This window comes from Armatimonadota bacterium, assembly GCA_018268395.1.
Lineage (GTDB): Bacteria > Armatimonadota > Fimbriimonadia > Fimbriimonadales > Fimbriimonadaceae > JAEURO01.
On record JAFDWQ010000001.1, the window covers coordinates 52,370 to 68,350 of the forward strand.

The window sequence follows — 15,981 nt, forward strand, 5'->3', positions numbered from 1 at the left end:
TATATCACATACCCTTGGCGTCAAGTCGCACGAGCTCGTGACGGTCGGCCCCAAAGATGGCGGCTCTCCCTCAGGACGTGACCCGGCCGACCTGCTCCCCAGTTCCCATCCGGCCGTCCACACCCTCGGTAGAATCCGGGCCGTGCGCGATCCCGCCAGGACCGCGACGGACTCCGCCCGATACGCCACTGGGACTTTCGTGGCCGGGCCTGCCGTCGCCCCGCCGAAAGGCCTTGAACGTCTCGTTAAGGAGATCAGCGGGATCGTGCAGACCAAGGAAGAAACCCAAGCCATGCCACAAGAGAACTTCGATGCGGACGTCGTCGTCGTCGGTGCCGGACCCGGCGGTTATGTCGCCGCGATCCGCGCCGCCAAACTGGGCGCCAAGGTCGTCTGCGTCGAGAAGGAGTTCTTGGGCGGGACGTGCTTGAACTGGGGGTGCATTCCGAGCAAGGCCATGATCGCGGGCGTCCATGCGTTGCAGTCGGTCAAGCACGCGGCCGACTTCGGCGTCGTCGTCAACGGAGACGTCTCGCTCGACTTCGAGAAGTTTTCGGCCCGGCGCAACAAGATCGTCCAGACGCTCCGGGGCGGCGTCGGCGTCCTGTTCAAGAAGAACGGCGTCACCCATGTCGAAGGCTTCGTCAAGTTCAAGAGCCCCAACGCGATCGAAGTCGAGAAGGACGGCAAGACGTCCACGCTGACGGCGAAGTCGTTCATCATCGCGAGCGGAAGCAAGATCATCGTCCCGCCGATCCCCGGCCTGCAGGGCGGCCGAGAAGACGGGATCTGGACGAGCGACGACGCGGTCACGGCCCCCTTTGTCCCGAAGAAGATGCTGATCATCGGCGGCGGTGTCATCGGCGTCGAGTTCGGCTACGTGTTCAACGGACTCGGGACGGACGTCACCATCGTCGAAATGCTGCCAAGGCTCATTCCGATGGCGGACGAAGACCTCGGAACCGAACTGGGCAAGCAGCTCGGCAAACAGGGCGTCAAGATCATGACGGGTTCGGCCGTCGAGAAGCTTGAAAAGACCAAGGCCGGTTGGAAAGTTTCGGTCAAGAGCGGGGGCGAAACGAAGGACGATACGTATGACGTGGTGCTCGTGGCGGTGGGGCGCCGGTCGTTCACGGACCAGATGGGACTCGAGGACATCGGCGTCAAACTCACCCGGAGCGGGATCGAGACCGACGAGACCCTCAAGACCAGCGTGCCGAACATTTATGCCATCGGTGACGTGACGGGCCGGATCCAACTCGCTCACGTCGCGAGCTATGAAGGCCAGATCGCCGCGCACAACATCGTCAAAGGTGAGGACCGCAAGGCCGACTACCGCGCCGTGCCGAACTGCATCTACACGGTGCCCGAAGTCGCAAGCGTCGGTCTGACCGAAGGCGAGGCCAAGAGCCAAGGCCACGACGTCATGGTCGGCAAGTTCCTGTTCCGGCCGCTCGGCAAGGCCATGGCGACGCTGGAACAAGAGGGTTTCGTCAAGGTCGTCAGCGAGAAGAAGTACGGCGAAGTGCTCGGCGTCCACGTAATCGGCGCGCATGCGACCGACCTCATCGCCCAGGCCGTCGTCGCGATCAAGTTGGAAGCGACGGTCGACGTCATGGTCGACACGATCCATGCGCACCCGACGATGACCGAAGCGTTCCTTGAAGCCTACGAGGACACTCACGGCGTCGCCATCCATAAGGTGTAAGTGAAGGTCGTCGTCGTCGGGGCAGGCGTGATCGGCCTGTGCACGGCTTGGTCGTTACGCCGCGACGGGCACGAGGTCACGGTCGTCGACCGCGGCCCTTTCGACGGTGACCGCGCGTCCCTCGGGAACGGGGGCATCGTCGTGCCGTCCCACTTCGTCCCCTTGGCGGCACCGGGAATGGTCGCGACGGGTCTGAAACTGATGACCCGCCGGGACGGCCCGTTCCGGATCAAGCCGTCCCTGGACGCCGGGCTCGCCAAGTGGTGCTGGCTCTTCACCCGGCACTGCACCGAGGACAACGTGTCCCAAGGAGCGCCGCTGCTCAGAGACCTCCACTTGGAGAGTCGCGGCTTGTTCGAATCCCTCGTCGAAGAGATCGGTGACGACTTCGGCTTTGAACGCAAAGGCCTCTTGATGACCTGCCTGACCGAACACGGTCTTGAAGAAGAGGTCGAAGTCGCCCACAGGGCCCGCGAACTAGGTCTCCAGGCAGACGTCCTCGACCGCGATCAAGTGCAGGCCAGGGTCGGGACGACGCGTGTCGAAGCCAAGGGCGCGGTCTATTTCGCCGACGACGCTCACATGGCCCCTCACGTCTTGGTCCGTCGTCTTCAAGAGACGCTCGAAGACCGCGGCGTGACGTTTCTCTGGAACGTCAAGGCGGGCGGCGTCTCGCCTGAAGGCGGGTTATCGACACCGGACGGACCGTTCGCCTACGACGCCCTGGTCGTCGCGGCCGGAACGTGGTCCGGCGTCTGGGCCAAGACGATCGGTCTCGACATGCCGCTTCAGCCCGGTAAGGGACTCAACGTCGGCCTTTCGGCGCCGCCCCGGCCGCTCGAAATGCCGCTTTTGTTGAAGGAGGCGCGGATCGCCGTCACTCCGATGTGCGGCGGCATCCGGTTCGGTGGCACGATGGAACTGGGCGAGTGGTCGCTCGAACCCGACACGGTGCGTGCGCAGGCCATGGTCAAGAACATCCCCGCCTATCTTCCCGACTTCCCCGAAGACCTCTTTGCGGACGTGCCCGTCTGGACGGGCCTCCGGCCCTGTTCGCCTGACGGACTGCCGTACGTCGGACGGTCGCAGCGGGCGCAAAACGTCGTGTTCGCGACCGGTCACGGCATGATGGGTTTGAGCCTGGGCCCCGTGACCGGAGACATGGTCGCCCGAGAGATCGCGTCACCGGGATCGTGCCCGGCAGCCTTGTCCCCCGACCGTTTCGACGGCTAGGGTAGCGGCGCGTTCGGAAGGCAGTCGAGGTCGATGTCGTCCGGCCCGTCCAGCATCAGTCGCACAGAGCCTGCGATCCCGATCATGGCGGCGTTGTCCGTGCACAGGTCCATCCGTGGCGCGAAGAACGGAACTCCGAGCCGCCCGCACTGCTCCGAAAGCCTCGAACGGAGGGCGACGTTCGCGGCGACCCCACCGACCAGGCTCAACGCCTTGGCTCCGGTCTCTTCCATGGCGCCCAAGGCCTTTTTCGAGAGCGAGTCCACGATCGCGGCCTGGAGGCTGGCGGCGGCGTCCGCGACGTGGAGCCGGTCTCCCTCTTTCTCCACCAAACGGAGGACGGCCGTCTTCAGACCGCTGAAACTGAAATTGAGCGGGTCTTTCGAGAGTCCGCGAGGAAGCGGGTACCGCTTCGGGTCACCGTTCCGGGCGGCATCTTGGACGGCACGTCCACCGGGATACCCTAGACCCAACAGCCGGGCCCCTTTGTCGAACGCTTCTCCGGCCGCGTCGTCGATCGTCTGTCCTAACAGCTTGTAGCGACCGGGCGCGTCGACTCGGACGATCTCGGTATGCCCGCCGGAAACGATCAAGGACAAGTGAGGAAACGGTACGCCGACGCCATCGGCCAGCACGCTCAGGACGTGGCCCTCCAAATGGTGGACACCGATCATCGGGACTCCCCATGCCATCGAGAGCGCCTTGGCGGTCGAGACGCCGACGCTGAGGGCCCCTACGAGACCGGGCCGGTTGGTGACGGCGACGGCCCCGACCACACGTCCTGCCAACGCATCGATCACCACGGGCAAGACGGCTTCGACATGGGCCCGTGCTGCGGCTTCGGGCACGACACCTCCCCATTTCTGGTGCATCTCGATCTGGCTGGCGACGACGTTGCTCAGCACGCTCGTCCCCTGGACGACCGCTGCCGCTGTCTCGTCGCAACTCGTTTCGATCGCCAGTATCGGCTCGGGGAAGGTGTCCAAGTCCGGCATCGTCACTCCGGCATGTCGTGCAGCCACATGACGACCGCATCTTCGCGGTTGTCCGGGTAGTACCGCTTGCGGACGCCGGCGCGGACGTAGCCTAGCTCTTCATAGAGGTGTAGGGCGGCGGTGTTCCCTGCCCGGACTTCGAGGGTGGAGCAGACGGCACCCGCGTCCTTAGAACGGTCCAGAAGTTCCTCCATCAAGTGACGTCCAAGCCCCTGACGGCGTTTGTCCGGATGGACCGCGATGGTCGTCACGTGGGCCTCGTCGGCCAGGATCCACGCACCTGCGTAACCCGCGACCTTCCCCTCGAGCACTGCGACGAGGAACACGCTTTGCACCTGGCCGAGTTCGTTCCGGAACGACTGTTCGGACCAGGGGGCCCCGTGCGAAGCCCGTTCGATCTCCATGATCTCGGAAAGGTGCGCCTCCTCGAGAGGGGCGAACCTGACGCCCCTCATCCTCCCAGGTACGCCTCTTTCACCTTAGGATCGGTCAACAAGTCGCGGCCCGTTCCTTGGAGCACGATATGGCCCGTCTCCAAGACATAGGCGCGGTGCGCGATCTCGAGGGCCCGGTGCGCGTTCTGCTCGACCAGAAGGATCGTCACTCCGTCGCGGTTCAGCTCGCCGATGGTCTTGAAGATTTCGGTGACCAGGTTCGGTGCAAGCCCCATGCTCGGTTCGTCAAGGAGGAGGAGCCGGGGCCGGGACATCATCGCCCGACAGATCGCCAACATCTGTTGTTCGCCGCCTGACATCGTGCCCGCACTCTGCTTCAGACGCTCCCGCACGCGGGGGAACTTGTCCATGACCTTTTCCATATCGGCCTGGACTTCGTTGTCCTTCCGTGTGAACGCCCCGAGCTGCAGGTTCTCCTGGACGGACATGTTGGTGAAGATCTTGCGCCCTTCCGGCGACTGGCTGATCCCCATCCGGACGATCTTGTCCGGTGCGGCGTTGTCGATCTCCTGACCTTCGAACGTGATCGATCCGGTCCGGGGTCGGACCAGGCCCGAGATCGTCCGCAAGAGAGTGCTTTTGCCCGCCCCGTTCGAACCGATGATGGCGACGACCTCGCCTTGGTTCACGTCCAGACTGACGTCGCAAAGGGCTTGGATGGCGCCGTAATAGACGTCAAGGCCGGAAATCTGAAGCATGAAGGCTCATTTTAGCCCTAGCAGCGCCCTGTCCCAATGATCCTAAGCTCCGAAACCCGGGGTGTGGTTCGTAGGTACCTTATGGTGCCGCCGACTCCCGGTAGGCACGTTTGTGAGGGACCGTTGAACCGATTGTCTGTTGTCTTCACCGTATTCCTGGCTTTGGCCCTTGGAGGCTGCTCCGGTCTCGGGGGCGCACCGAAGCCGACAAGCAAGCCGCAGAAGGTCGAAAAGGGCGACGTGACCGTCCAGGTCGTCGAAACGGGTTCGCTTTACGCGGTCAAGTCCGTCCAGGTCAAGAGCCGGGTGTCGGGAAGGGTCAAAAAGATCTTCGTCGAAGAAGGCGACCGGGTCCGGGCCGGTCAACTCATCGCTGAGATCGACCCACAGGAGACCCAACTCCAGGTCGACCAGAACTCGGCCCAAGTGCGTGCCGCAGAGTCCGGCGCCCACCGACAGGACATCGAGATCGCGCAGCGTGCCGTCGCTGTGCGGAACGCCCTCGACAAGGCCAGGTCCAACCTTCGGCAGATCAAGTTGGAGTTGGGCGCCCAACCGACCTTGACGCGGACGGCCGTCACAGCCTCCAGTTCGGCCTATGCCGCCGCAAAGCAGACGTACGACCAACTCGTCGGCGTCACCCAGCCGAACGCCAGGACGGCCGCTGAAACCACCTTGAACGATGCCAAGAACAGTGAGGCGACGGCGCAAAACGAAGTCCGTCGCCAGGAGTCCTTGCTCGATAAAGGCTATGTCGCCCAACGCGACGTCGAAACGGCCAAGCTCAACCTCGACCTGGCCCGCAGCAAGGTCCGGACGGCCGAGGAAAACCTACAGCGTTTGGCCGAAAGCCAAAGGCTGGACCGGGAACAGGCCAACGAGAGGGTGAATCAGGCCAAGGCCGACCTGGACCGTTCCCAGGCCAATACGATCCAAGACACGGTCAAGCGCGAGCAGTACCTTCGTGCGGTGCGCGAAGTCAGTGACGCCGAGAACGCCTGGCGGGACATCGCCGCCCTTCGAGCCTCGCGAAGCCAGCAGCACTGGCAGATCAACCAACTCCGGAGCGTCTTGAGCGACGGTCAAAGGCAGTTGCGCGAAACGCGCATCATCGCGCCGATCGACGGTGTCGTGACGAAGAAGATGGTCCAGGAAGGAGAGCTCGTCTCGAGTCTGAACAGCTTCAGCGCGGGCACCACGGTGGTCGTGCTCGAAGACCGTTCCAAGATGCTCTGCAAGCTCAACGTGAACGAGATCGACACGGCCAAACTCAACATCGGCACGCCTGTCGACGTCAAGGTGGACGCGTTCACCGATTCCAAGTTCACAGGCAAGGTGACAAAAATCGCACCGGCCTCCAATGCCGCTGCGACGGGCACGACGACGGCGACGGGCGACACCGTCGTCAAATACGAAGTCGAAGTGACCGTCGAAGAGCGCGACGAGCGGCTCAAATCCGGAATGTCGGCCCGGTGCACGATGAAAGTGCTCGACCGGAATAACGTCCTCTTCCTGCCCTTGGACTATACGGGCTCGGACGATAAGGGCGATTTCATCATGCTCGCCCCGGCGAACAAGAAGGATCCTAAAGCGAAAGGCACCCGTCAGGACGTGAAGCTCGGCGCCAAGTCGGCGACCAGCGCGGAGATCGTCTCGGGCGCGACGGAAGGACAAGAAGTCGTCAAACCCGATTACAAGATCCCGAAACGACAGGGCATGATGAGCGGCCCTTCTGACGGAGAGTAAATGGGCTTCTTCGAGTCGTTCCGGGTCGCCGTCGACATGCTCCGGCTGCACAAGCTGAGGGCGTTCTTGACCATGCTCGGCGTCATCATCGGCGTCGCCAGCGTCATGCTGATCGTCGAGATCTCCGACGGGTTCAAGAAGTTCCTGCTCGGTCAGATCGAGGAACTGGGTACGGACACGATCATCGTGTTCTTCGATCCTGGCAAGATGCGGGGTCAGGGCTTCGGGCGGATCGACAAGCTCACCAACGACGACATCGATTACATCCAGAACCGGACGACCACGATCGGACTTGTCTCCGGCATCCTTCAAGGGCCCGCCGACGAGATCCGGCACGGCGACCGGACGTTGAAGAGCCCTCGCGTCATTTGTACGGACCAGAACCAGGCCCAACTCAGTAAGGTCGGCATCGCCAAGGGCCGCCACCTCTCCGAGAACGACCTCAAGTACCTCGCCAACGTGTGCGTCATCGGCGACGAGACCGCCGAAACGCTTTATGGAAAGGACGACCCCCTCGGTCAGACCCTGACCATGAAGGGGATGACCCTTCAAGTCGTCGGCGTCATGGAGCGGATCGACATCATGGGACAGACCAACGGCAAAGACGTCTGGATCCCGATCACGACCGCCCAGAAGAAGTGGATCGGGGGAGAAATGGTGAGTTACATCACCTGCAAGCCCAAGGACGGCGTCGCGGTCAACACGGCCATGGACGACGTCTGGGAGGTCCTCATGCGCAAGTCAGGGGGGCGGCCGCTCTACCGGGTCGACTCGCGGGAAAGCATGCTCAAGGTCTTGGGCACGATCGTACAAGTCATCGGTGTCGTCCTTGCCGGAATCGCCGCTCTGTCCCTTCTGGTGGGCGGCATCGGCATCATGAACATCATGCTCGTGAGCGTCACGGAGCGGACGCGCGAGATCGGTCTCCGTAAGGCAGTCGGCGCCCGGCGCAGCGCGATCCTGGCCCAGTTCCTGGTCGAATCCGCGCTCTTGTCCCTGGTGGGCGGGCTCATCGGCATGTTCTTCGCCTTTGCCATTGGGCAGGCCGTTACCGTGCTTACGGCGATTTCGAAGACCCCGCCCCCGAACGGGATTTCCATGCCCTTCAACCCGGTCGTCGGCGTCGTCACCGCCTTGTATTCGGCCTTGATCGGCGTGGTGTTCGGGATCTATCCGGCAGCCAGGGCGGCACGTCTCAGCCCGATCGAGGCGCTCCGGACGGAATGACCGAGGGCTTGAGATCGGATTCTCGCGTGGGGAACCGTATCCCGTGCCACAATCGCGCGATAAGCGGGGATGTGGCGGATCGAGCTGCTGGGAGAGCCGAGGGTGGTCGGTTACGGTCAGACGATCGTGCGTTTCGAGTCGAAGCGGGCGGTCGCGCTACTGGCTTACCTGACGTTGCACCCGCAGACGCGACACCCGCGTGAAGTCCTGGTCGACCGGATCTGGCCCGAAGCGGACCTCGACGCCGGCCGGAACCGTTTGAAGCAAGCCCTGTCGTCGTTGCGCCGACAACTCGAACCGCCTTGGCTCGGCCCTGGAGTCGTGATCGACGCCGACCGGTCGCACATCGGGCTCAGGGCCGGCTCCTTCGAGTGCGACGTGGCGGAGTTCAAGGAAGCACTCGTGAGGGGCGACACGGCCACGGCGAGGGCGATGTATCGAGGCGAGCTGATGCCTGGCTACTACGACGAATGGCTCGAAGACGCTCGGTTCGAGCTCACCTCGCTCGCACTCGACCTCGAAGACGGCCCCCGACCTGAACCTTTGTCCGAACCACGGCCCGTGGCGAAGTGGCGTCGCGAACTTCCAGCCGAAGTGACCACGTTCGTCGGCCGGGAAGACGAAACAAGGCAAGTCCTGGACGGGCTCGACAGGGGCCGTTGGGTCACGGTCACCGGTTTCGGCGGGATCGGCAAAACCCGCTTGACGCTCCAGGCGGCGCGACAGTGGTCGGAAGGCGACGCCGTGTTCGTCCCGTTGGCCGATGCCGTGGAACCTGGGCAAGTCTTGTCCGGCATCGTCCGGACCCTTGGCGGCGACAACCCCCAAGCCGACGTCGCTGCGGTCGCGGCCTTTGTCGGCGACCGCCCGACGCTGGTAGTGCTCGACAATATGGAAGGGGCGGCTTCGACGTCGACGGCAGACGCTCTGAACCGGCTCCTAGAGCAAACGCCCGGGTTACGCCTTCTGGTCTCGTCCCGGGTCGCCCTCAAAGGCCGCGGCGAATCCGAAGTCCGGCTCGGGCCCCTTCCCCTACCGGGACCGTCGGACGACACGGGCGCGTTCGCCACCAACCCGAGCGTCCGGTTGTTCGTCGACCGGGCCAGGAACAGCCGACCCGACTTTCAAGTCACGCCGAGGAACGCCGAGACCGTCAGCGAGGTCTGCCGTAGGTTGGACGGAATCCCGTTGGCGATCGAGTTGTGCGCGGCCTGGTCGCACCTCGGCGTTCGGAGCATGCTGGAACGGCTCGGTACCGCGTCCTCGCCGCTTCGGGCCCGGTCCACAAGGCCGGAGGAGCGCCACAACTCCCTTGAAAAGGTCTTCGAAACGACGTGCGACCTGTTATCGCCCGCTGCGCGGCGGCTCCTGGGACAGCTCTCCGTGTTCCGCGGCGGTTGGGACTGGGAGCTCTTGGAACCGGTCTGCGAAGGTTCGGCCGATTTCGAGACGCTGTCCGAACTGATCGAGGTGAGCGTCGTCGTCCCCGAGTACGAAAGCGACCCTCCGCGGTTCGACATGCTCGTCAGCGTCCGCCAATACGCGGAACGGCTCTTGGAAGATACGGAAACCGGTGCTACGAACGACAGGTTCGTCCGACACTTCACGACATTGGCGTCGATGTCCCGAAGCGTCGCGCCCGTCCCGGCACGCGACATCGTCGACCAGACAGGTTGGATCGGCTTCCTCTCCGACGAATGGCCGAACGTCCAGCACGCGGCCCAAGTAGCAGCCTCGGCAGGCGACCCCGTCTCGGCACGGACGATCGTCGAAGACACGGAGTGGTTTTGGAGCCTCTATCGGTCCGACGGCCAGATCCTGGGTTGTCTGGACGGAGACGAAGGACTCACGGCCCGGATCCTGCGTGCGACGCACGGCGTCGCGGACCGGAACGAAGGGGACGTCGCGGCACTCTGGGACATCCTGGTCGACGAGGCCTCCCGGCTCGGCGACGACCGGATCCTCGCGGAAGCCGCCTTGCGCAAGGCCAAATTCAAGGTGCTCCGACAGAACATGGTCGGAGTCGAAGAAACGGCCATGATGGCGAAGTCAAAGTTCGAGGAAGCGGGCGATCCGGTCGGGCTCGGTCAGGCCCTCCACGTCCTGGCGAACTGCGCGATCCAAAAGGGCGATGACGAGATCGCCGCTCGGACGCTGGACGAAGCCGACCGTCACTTCCGGTCGGCAGGCAGTCTCGTGAACCTCGCGGCTGTGGCGTACACCCGGTGTCGGGCCCTCTATATGAAGGAACGATACGCGGAGGCTCTGCCCGCACTTTACGCGTGCCGCGACGTGGCCAAGGGTCTTCGGAACATGCGGTTCATGGGCCGTACGGCGAACTTGTTCGGCGTCGTCCTGCGGCATCTGGGCCAAGAAGACCTGGCCCGCGTCTACTTGTACTTGGCCTTCGAGTCGAGCCGGGAGGTCCGCGACGTCCGTGCCGCGCACATTCCGCTCTGGAACTTGTTCCAATCGCTCGGAACGGAGGGACGGTGGGAAGACGCCGTTCCGGTGATGGGGGCTTCGATGAAGGCTTGGGAGACGCACTACCGCTCCCGCCTTGATCCCCACGATCAGCCCTTGCTCGACCGGTTCCTGGAATCGGCCGGAAGCGCGTTGGGACCCACCAAGATGGCTGGGCTTGAGGCGACGGGCCGCGCGCTGACGTTGGACGAATGTGGGGACTACCTGGCCCGGATCTTGAGCGGCGAACTTGCGGCGAACGAACCTGAAACTCGGTCATTCTGGCCCTCCGGCCCTAGTCGTCGGGACCGGTCATAGAGCTCCTTACGTTTTCCTTACGGTCCCTCCCTATCATCGCTTCCATGCAAGGCCCGATCGGCTACGCCGAAGACGAATCCGGATGTCGGATCGAAGACGGCGGCGCCGTGTTCGGAGTCACCTTGCCACGGGCTGAAAGCCCGGTTCGGGAGCAGAAACATGAACCTGAGACACATCGCGCCGATCGTCGCTTTCCTGACCCTGTCCTCGACGGCAGTCACGGCCTCGGCCCAATCGGGCCCGCCTGAAAGAGGACTGAACCATGTCACGGTCCAGACCGTCGATCCGAACGGTCCGTCCTTCACGTTCACGTCCGGGCAGCGGACCTATACGGCCAAGGTGCTGGGCGCCGTCTTCATGAACGGCGGAGCAAAGAGCAACTTGGACACGTTCTTTCGGATCGCGCCCGGCAAAACGTACTACGTCAAGATCGCGACCGCAGGAAATCCGGTCGTTATCGACTGGATCTGGGACGGGGTCAGCTTCGCCGCGTACAAGAACAAGGCGAAGTCGCACGTCGGCAAGATCTCGTTCCGCAGCCAAGACCTCTTGATCGTCGACGAGTACGTCTATACCGTCGACTCGGGGACAAAGTTCGTAAGGGACGGCAACGTCGTCACGGTGAAGGACCTTCGTGACGGCGACTACGTTTCGGTCAAAGGCGAAATCGCGGGCAACGTCTATCCGGTCGCCGGACAGGTCACCTACATGACCCCCGAAAGAGGCAAGCTCGTGAACAAGCTGAAGTCGAGCGACAAAGTCGTCAGTCAGAGGGCCAAGGACAAACTGAAGGGCGGCACAGGCACGGCCCGCTCGGGCAAGGCCAAATCCGGTACGTCTCAGAAGTCGTCGACGGCCACTGGATCGGGCGGACGCGCGCGGGCTAAGAAAGGCGGTGGCCGGTGAGGCGCCTGATCGCCTTCGCCGTGTTCGCGGCCTTGGTGGCCGTCCCGGCGTTCTCCCAGGGCGGCCGTTATGCCAAGTGGTCCGCGTTGCTGGACGAGATGACGACCAAAAGGTTAAGTCTGATCAGTGCCTCCGTGCTCTATGACGACACCAAGTGGTACGCCCGCGAATACATGGTCCCGACGCACAAAGAAGACGTCAAGAAGTTCCTCGACGACTTGGCCGAAGTCGAGCGACTGATGTCGGGCCCCTACGCAGGGGTGGAAGCGCCTCCGGCTTACAGCGACCGGGACGTGATGGAGCATCCGGAAGTCTGGCTGACTCTCGCCAAAGCCAGGAACGAGATTCTCGCGAAGGTCAAGGGCAAAGCCGACGGCGACCGGGCCGTCGCGGAAGTGAAGTTCATCAAGGGCATCACCGAGGCCGTCACGACCCACGACGGGTGGGGTTTGACCGAAAACGGCCTTAAGATCGTCCTGGGCAAGCGGGAAGACGTGCGGCAAAAGCTCTGCGGCGGACAAAGGTTCGACGGATGGGACGAAGCGTGCGACGAGCTTGTGGCCCAGGCCAGGAAGATGGCACCCAACGTGCGGTCGTACGCGAACCACTCGATGGCCTTCGTGACGGACCTGATCAAGAACGGATGGGCGAAAAACTACAAGGACCGCAAGATCCTCAAGATCGCGACGGCCAAGTCGGACTGGACCGTGGTCAAAGACTCGCTCGGGAGGCCCAAGTACCGGAGCGTCGGGGTCGCCGTCCGCTACACGGTGGCCGGGTTCGACCTGGTCATCGAACAAACGGTCTCGATCCTACAGGACTATGTCGGCGGGACGTACAAATATCGCCCGACCGCCCAAGTCCCTGACTATCGCATCGTCGCCAAATGACGCCTTGCCTCCGCCCCGTGGCGCGACGGGGCACGGGACTGTGACGGGGAGCAATCCCCGTCCACCCGTGACCCTGTCCGCCAGGAGAGTCGCATGCCGATACGAAGGACCAACGTCTTCAACCTGATCCGGTCGCCGAAGTGGTGCTTCCTTTTGGCCGCCGTGACCTTGACCGCTGGCGCCTACTATGGTGCCGCCCAGACTCTCGACCTGCCTGGCGCGCCCCGGCTGCGAGAGCGCTGGAACGACTTGACGACCCGACGCGGGACCCGAGGGCACCGCGTCCACCGACCACGGCCCACCGGGCCGCTCGACATGTCCCTTTGCGGCTTGGCCTTCGTCGCCCTGACGTGGCAAGGGCTGAGCCTTCGCGCCAAACAAAGAAGAGAACACGCACTATGAAAAACACCCTGATCACCTTCGCCCTTTTCGCGCTCGTCGCCGGCGGCTGCAACGGCGGCTCCGGTAGCACGACGACCGACGTCAAGCTTCCGGACGGGAAAGACGCCAAAGTCACGACCGATAAGGACGGCAGTATGAAGGTCGAGGGAGAAGGCGTTTCCGCCCAAGCGGGTGGACAGCTCCAGATCACTCAGGACGACCTACACGCCCCGTTCTATCCAGGGGCGATCGTCGACGTGAACAAGTCGATGAAGGTCAAGACCGACACCGAAGAGAGCGTCCTCGCCTCCATGAGGTCGGTGGATCCGCCCAATGCGGTCGTGGACTTCTATAAGGAGAAGTTCAAAGACCTGAAGTTCAACGAGTTCAAGACTGGCGAAGGCGTCAACTACATCGGAGAGACGAAACTTCCCGACGGGGCCAAGCTCGCGTTCGCCATCGGGCAGAAGACCCCGAACGACCCGACCGAGATCAGCATCGGCTACGGAAAGGAGAAGAAGTAAGGGACGCGACGAGCACCCCACGTACTACCGACTGTCTACCGACTGTCCTCCGACTGTCCTCCGACTGTCCTCCGACTGTCACGACAGTCGGTAGGCGGTCGGGTCCCGGGAGGATCACGGGAAGATGTCCGAGGCCCCGGCCCTGTTCCGCCCGACCGATCAAACTCACCGCATGACCACCGGGAAGCTCGTCGTCGGCGTCACGGGCGCGAGCGGGGCGATCTATGCCCAGCGGTTCCTCGTTCAAGCCGCTCAGGCCTACGAACACGTCTATCTGACCTTGAGCACCAACGCGGTCGACGTGGCCGCGACGGAGCTCGGCGTCACGATCGACAAAAGGGACTTTTCGACCCGTGAATGGCTCGGTGGCGACTACCCGAACATCCACCTCCTCGACGACAAAGACTACTTCACCCCGCCCGCGAGCGGGTCTTTCCAGCACGACGGCATGGTCATCGTCCCCTGCTCGATGGGCACGGTCGGGCGGATCGCCAACGGCGTCAGCGACAACCTGCTGTCCCGTTGTGCCGACGTCTGTCTGAAGGAAGGGCGGAAGCTGATCGTCGTCCCGAGAGAGATGCCGTGGAACCTGATCATGCTCCGGAACCTCACCGCGCTCGCCGAAGCCGGCGCGACCGTCCTCCCCGCTTCTCCCGCCTGGTACCACAAGCCTCGGTCCCTGGACGACCTGGCCGATACGGTCGTGGCCAGGATCCTGCAACTTCTCGGCGTCGAGCAGCGCCTCGTCCAGCCTTGGATGTCCGAGGTTTAGGGGCGTCCCGGATTACGACAGAAGGCGCCGGCGACCGATCATAATCCCTAGGTCAAACCATGGGTCGCGTCGTCATCGCCGGGGGATCGGGGTACATCGGGAAAGCGCTCGTCAAAGCGTTCGTAGGGCTCGGGCACGAAGTCGTGATCCTGTCCCGGTCGGGTCGGGGCGTCGAAGGGGCGCGGACCGTCCGTTGGGACGCGACGAACCCGGGCGATTGGTACAAGGAGATCGACGGCGCCCTTGCCGTGATCAACCTGTGCGGCGAGAGCCTGGCGCAACGCTGGACTCCGGCCAGCATGGAGCGGATGCGCGAATCCCGCGTCGGCCCGACGTGCCTGATCGGTGCCGCTATCGCCAACAGCGAGCATCCCGCTCAGGCCTGGGTGAACTCCAGCGCGACGGGCTTCTACGGCGACACCGGCGTCCGGGAAGTGAGCGAGGCGACCGGAAAGGGCAAGGGGTTCTTAGCCGATCTTTGTCTGGCTTGGGAGTCCGAAGTCGACAAGGCCGAAACCCCCAAAACGCGCAAGGTCAAGTTGCGCACGGGTCTCGTCCTTGGCCCTGGCAGCCCGCTTTTCGACACGCTGCTCCGGGTCACGAAACTGTTCGCCGGTGGAGCTTTGGGCAGCGGGAAGCAGGTCATGCCGTGGATCCACCACGACGACCTGGTCCGGCTCTTCGTATGGGCCGTGCAGTCCGACGTGACCGGGGCCGTCAACGGTACGGCGCCGAAACCCGCGACGAACGCCGCGCTGATGGCCGCCCTTCGAGAGTCGGTCGGACGACCCGCTGTCCCGAACCTGCCCGAATTCGCAGTCAAGGCCGTCGCCGGAGCGATGGGTTGGGACCCCTCCTTCCTTTTGGGAAGCTGTCGGGCCGTTCCCGAGATCGCTGTGGGGCACGGGTTCAAGTTCGAGCATACGGACGTCCAGGCAGCGGTCGACGACCTGACGCGCAGCGTTCCGGAAGCCTGGCGTCAGGACGAAGCGGCCTGAACGGCGTTCGCGAACGCACCGACCACCGATTGGAACATCTCGCGGGTGAGTTTGCCCGTGAACGTGTTCTGTTGGCTCGGGTGATAGGATCCGAAGACCTGACGGCCGTCAGACAGAACCAGCCGCGCCCCGTGACCAAACTGACCTTTGACGTCAAGTTGCCGCGCGGTGGCGTCCCATGCCAGCTTTCCGAGGCACAAGTAGGCCCGATAGGGCCGGAGCGCGAACGTGTCGGCCAAGTGGACGCGGCAGTTTTCGATCTCGTCTCGCGAAGGTTTGTTGTCCGGCGGCGCACAATGGCAGACCGCGGTGACGAGGACGCCCTTAAGCCGTAGCCCGTCGTCCGCCTCCGTCGACGTTGCTTGATTGGCCAGTCCCGCATCGTGGAGCGCGCGGTAGAGCCAGTCGCCGCTCCGGTCACCGGTGAACATCCGGCCGGTGCGGTTCGCGCCGTGGGCCGCGGGCGCAAGGCCCACGATGAGCCCGTCCGCCTGAGGATCGCCGAAGTTGGGAACAGGCAGGCCCCAATAAACGTCGTTCTGGAAGGAGCGCCGCTTGTCCCGGGCGACGTCCAGGCACCATTGCCGCAAGCGCGGACACCGTTCGCAGGCGACGATCCGTGCCTGGAGCCTTTCGAACTCGGACAAGCCACCATAATACTGCCGCG

Annotated in this window: 15 protein-coding genes; 11 read left to right on the top strand and 4 right to left on the bottom strand. The window is 63.7% G+C overall.

Annotation, left to right across the window (positions count from 1 at the left end; all coding sequences use genetic code 11):
- Positions 1-142 precede the first annotated feature (142 nt).
- Together lpdA and JST30_00235 are read left to right on the top strand one after the other, a co-directional pair.
- Positions 143-1,708 carry a dihydrolipoyl dehydrogenase gene (gene lpdA / locus JST30_00230; protein MBS1712739.1) on the top strand — a complete coding sequence of 522 codons (1,566 nt, stop codon included), beginning with the start codon at positions 143-145 and terminating at the stop codon, positions 1,706-1,708.
- On the top strand, positions 1,709-2,941 hold the full coding sequence (locus JST30_00235) for an FAD-dependent oxidoreductase (GenBank protein MBS1712740.1): 1,233 nt from the start codon (positions 1,709-1,711) through the stop codon (positions 2,939-2,941). It begins immediately after the preceding gene.
- On the opposite strand, the gene tsaD is transcribed toward JST30_00235, so the two are convergent.
- From tsaD to JST30_00250, 3 genes are read right to left on the bottom strand one after another with little or no spacing between them, the layout of a single operon-like run.
- Positions 2,938-3,936, bottom strand: coding sequence for a tRNA (adenosine(37)-N6)-threonylcarbamoyltransferase complex transferase subunit TsaD (gene tsaD / locus JST30_00240; GenBank protein ID MBS1712741.1), 999 nt, complete (start codon positions 3,934-3,936; stop codon positions 2,938-2,940). The two genes, JST30_00235 and tsaD, sit on opposite strands and share 4 nt — an antisense overlap.
- A 2-nt stretch (positions 3,937-3,938) precedes the next feature.
- The gene (gene rimI / locus JST30_00245) at positions 3,939-4,391 is read right to left on the bottom strand and encodes a ribosomal protein S18-alanine N-acetyltransferase (GenBank protein MBS1712742.1); all 453 of its coding nucleotides are present in this window, start codon (positions 4,389-4,391) and stop codon (positions 3,939-3,941) included.
- Positions 4,388-5,089, bottom strand: coding sequence for an ABC transporter ATP-binding protein (locus JST30_00250; GenBank protein ID MBS1712743.1), 702 nt, complete (start codon positions 5,087-5,089; stop codon positions 4,388-4,390). The genes rimI and JST30_00250 overlap by 4 nt, the downstream gene beginning before the upstream one ends.
- 132 nt (positions 5,090-5,221) lie before the next feature.
- Here JST30_00250 and JST30_00255 point away from each other — a divergent pair, with 132 nt between their 5' ends.
- The 9 genes from JST30_00255 to JST30_00295 all read left to right on the top strand — a co-directional run bounded on the left by JST30_00255 (position 5,222) and on the right by JST30_00295 (position 15,314).
- On the top strand, positions 5,222-6,835 hold the full coding sequence (locus JST30_00255; protein MBS1712744.1) for an efflux RND transporter periplasmic adaptor subunit: 1,614 nt from the start codon (positions 5,222-5,224) through the stop codon (positions 6,833-6,835).
- Positions 6,836-8,062 carry an ABC transporter permease gene (locus JST30_00260; GenBank protein ID MBS1712745.1) on the top strand — a complete coding sequence of 409 codons (1,227 nt, stop codon included), beginning with the start codon at positions 6,836-6,838 and terminating at the stop codon, positions 8,060-8,062.
- A 69-nt stretch (positions 8,063-8,131) separates the two neighbouring features.
- Positions 8,132-10,843 carry a winged helix-turn-helix domain-containing protein gene (locus JST30_00265; protein ID MBS1712746.1) on the top strand — a complete coding sequence of 904 codons (2,712 nt, stop codon included), beginning with the start codon at positions 8,132-8,134 and terminating at the stop codon, positions 10,841-10,843.
- A gap of 159 nt (positions 10,844-11,002) precedes the next feature.
- Positions 11,003-11,749, top strand: a complete 747-nt coding sequence (locus tag JST30_00270; protein MBS1712747.1) for a hypothetical protein — start codon at positions 11,003-11,005, stop codon at positions 11,747-11,749.
- Positions 11,746-12,639, top strand: a complete 894-nt coding sequence (locus tag JST30_00275; GenBank protein ID MBS1712748.1) for a hypothetical protein — start codon at positions 11,746-11,748, stop codon at positions 12,637-12,639. Before JST30_00270 ends, JST30_00275 begins: the two co-directional genes overlap by 4 nt.
- A 93-nt stretch (positions 12,640-12,732) precedes the next feature.
- Positions 12,733-13,041, top strand: coding sequence for a hypothetical protein (locus JST30_00280; protein ID MBS1712749.1), 309 nt, complete (start codon positions 12,733-12,735; stop codon positions 13,039-13,041).
- A complete protein-coding gene (locus JST30_00285; protein MBS1712750.1) occupies positions 13,038-13,544 on the top strand; it encodes a hypothetical protein in 507 nt (168 codons plus the stop codon). The genes JST30_00280 and JST30_00285 overlap by 4 nt, the downstream gene beginning before the upstream one ends.
- Before the next feature lie 172 nt (positions 13,545-13,716).
- Positions 13,717-14,316 (top strand): UbiX family flavin prenyltransferase, encoded by a 600-nt coding sequence (locus tag JST30_00290; protein ID MBS1712751.1) that lies wholly within the window; start codon positions 13,717-13,719, stop codon positions 14,314-14,316.
- Between the two features lie 59 nt (positions 14,317-14,375).
- Positions 14,376-15,314, top strand: coding sequence for a TIGR01777 family oxidoreductase (locus JST30_00295; GenBank protein MBS1712752.1), 939 nt, complete (start codon positions 14,376-14,378; stop codon positions 15,312-15,314).
- Here the strand turns inward: JST30_00295 and JST30_00300 are convergent.
- Positions 15,296-15,961: a uracil-DNA glycosylase gene (locus JST30_00300; protein ID MBS1712753.1), complete on the bottom strand. Its 666-nt coding sequence runs from the start codon at positions 15,959-15,961 to the stop codon at positions 15,296-15,298. The genes JST30_00295 and JST30_00300 overlap by 19 nt on opposite strands.
- Between the last annotated feature and the right edge of the window lie 20 nt (positions 15,962-15,981).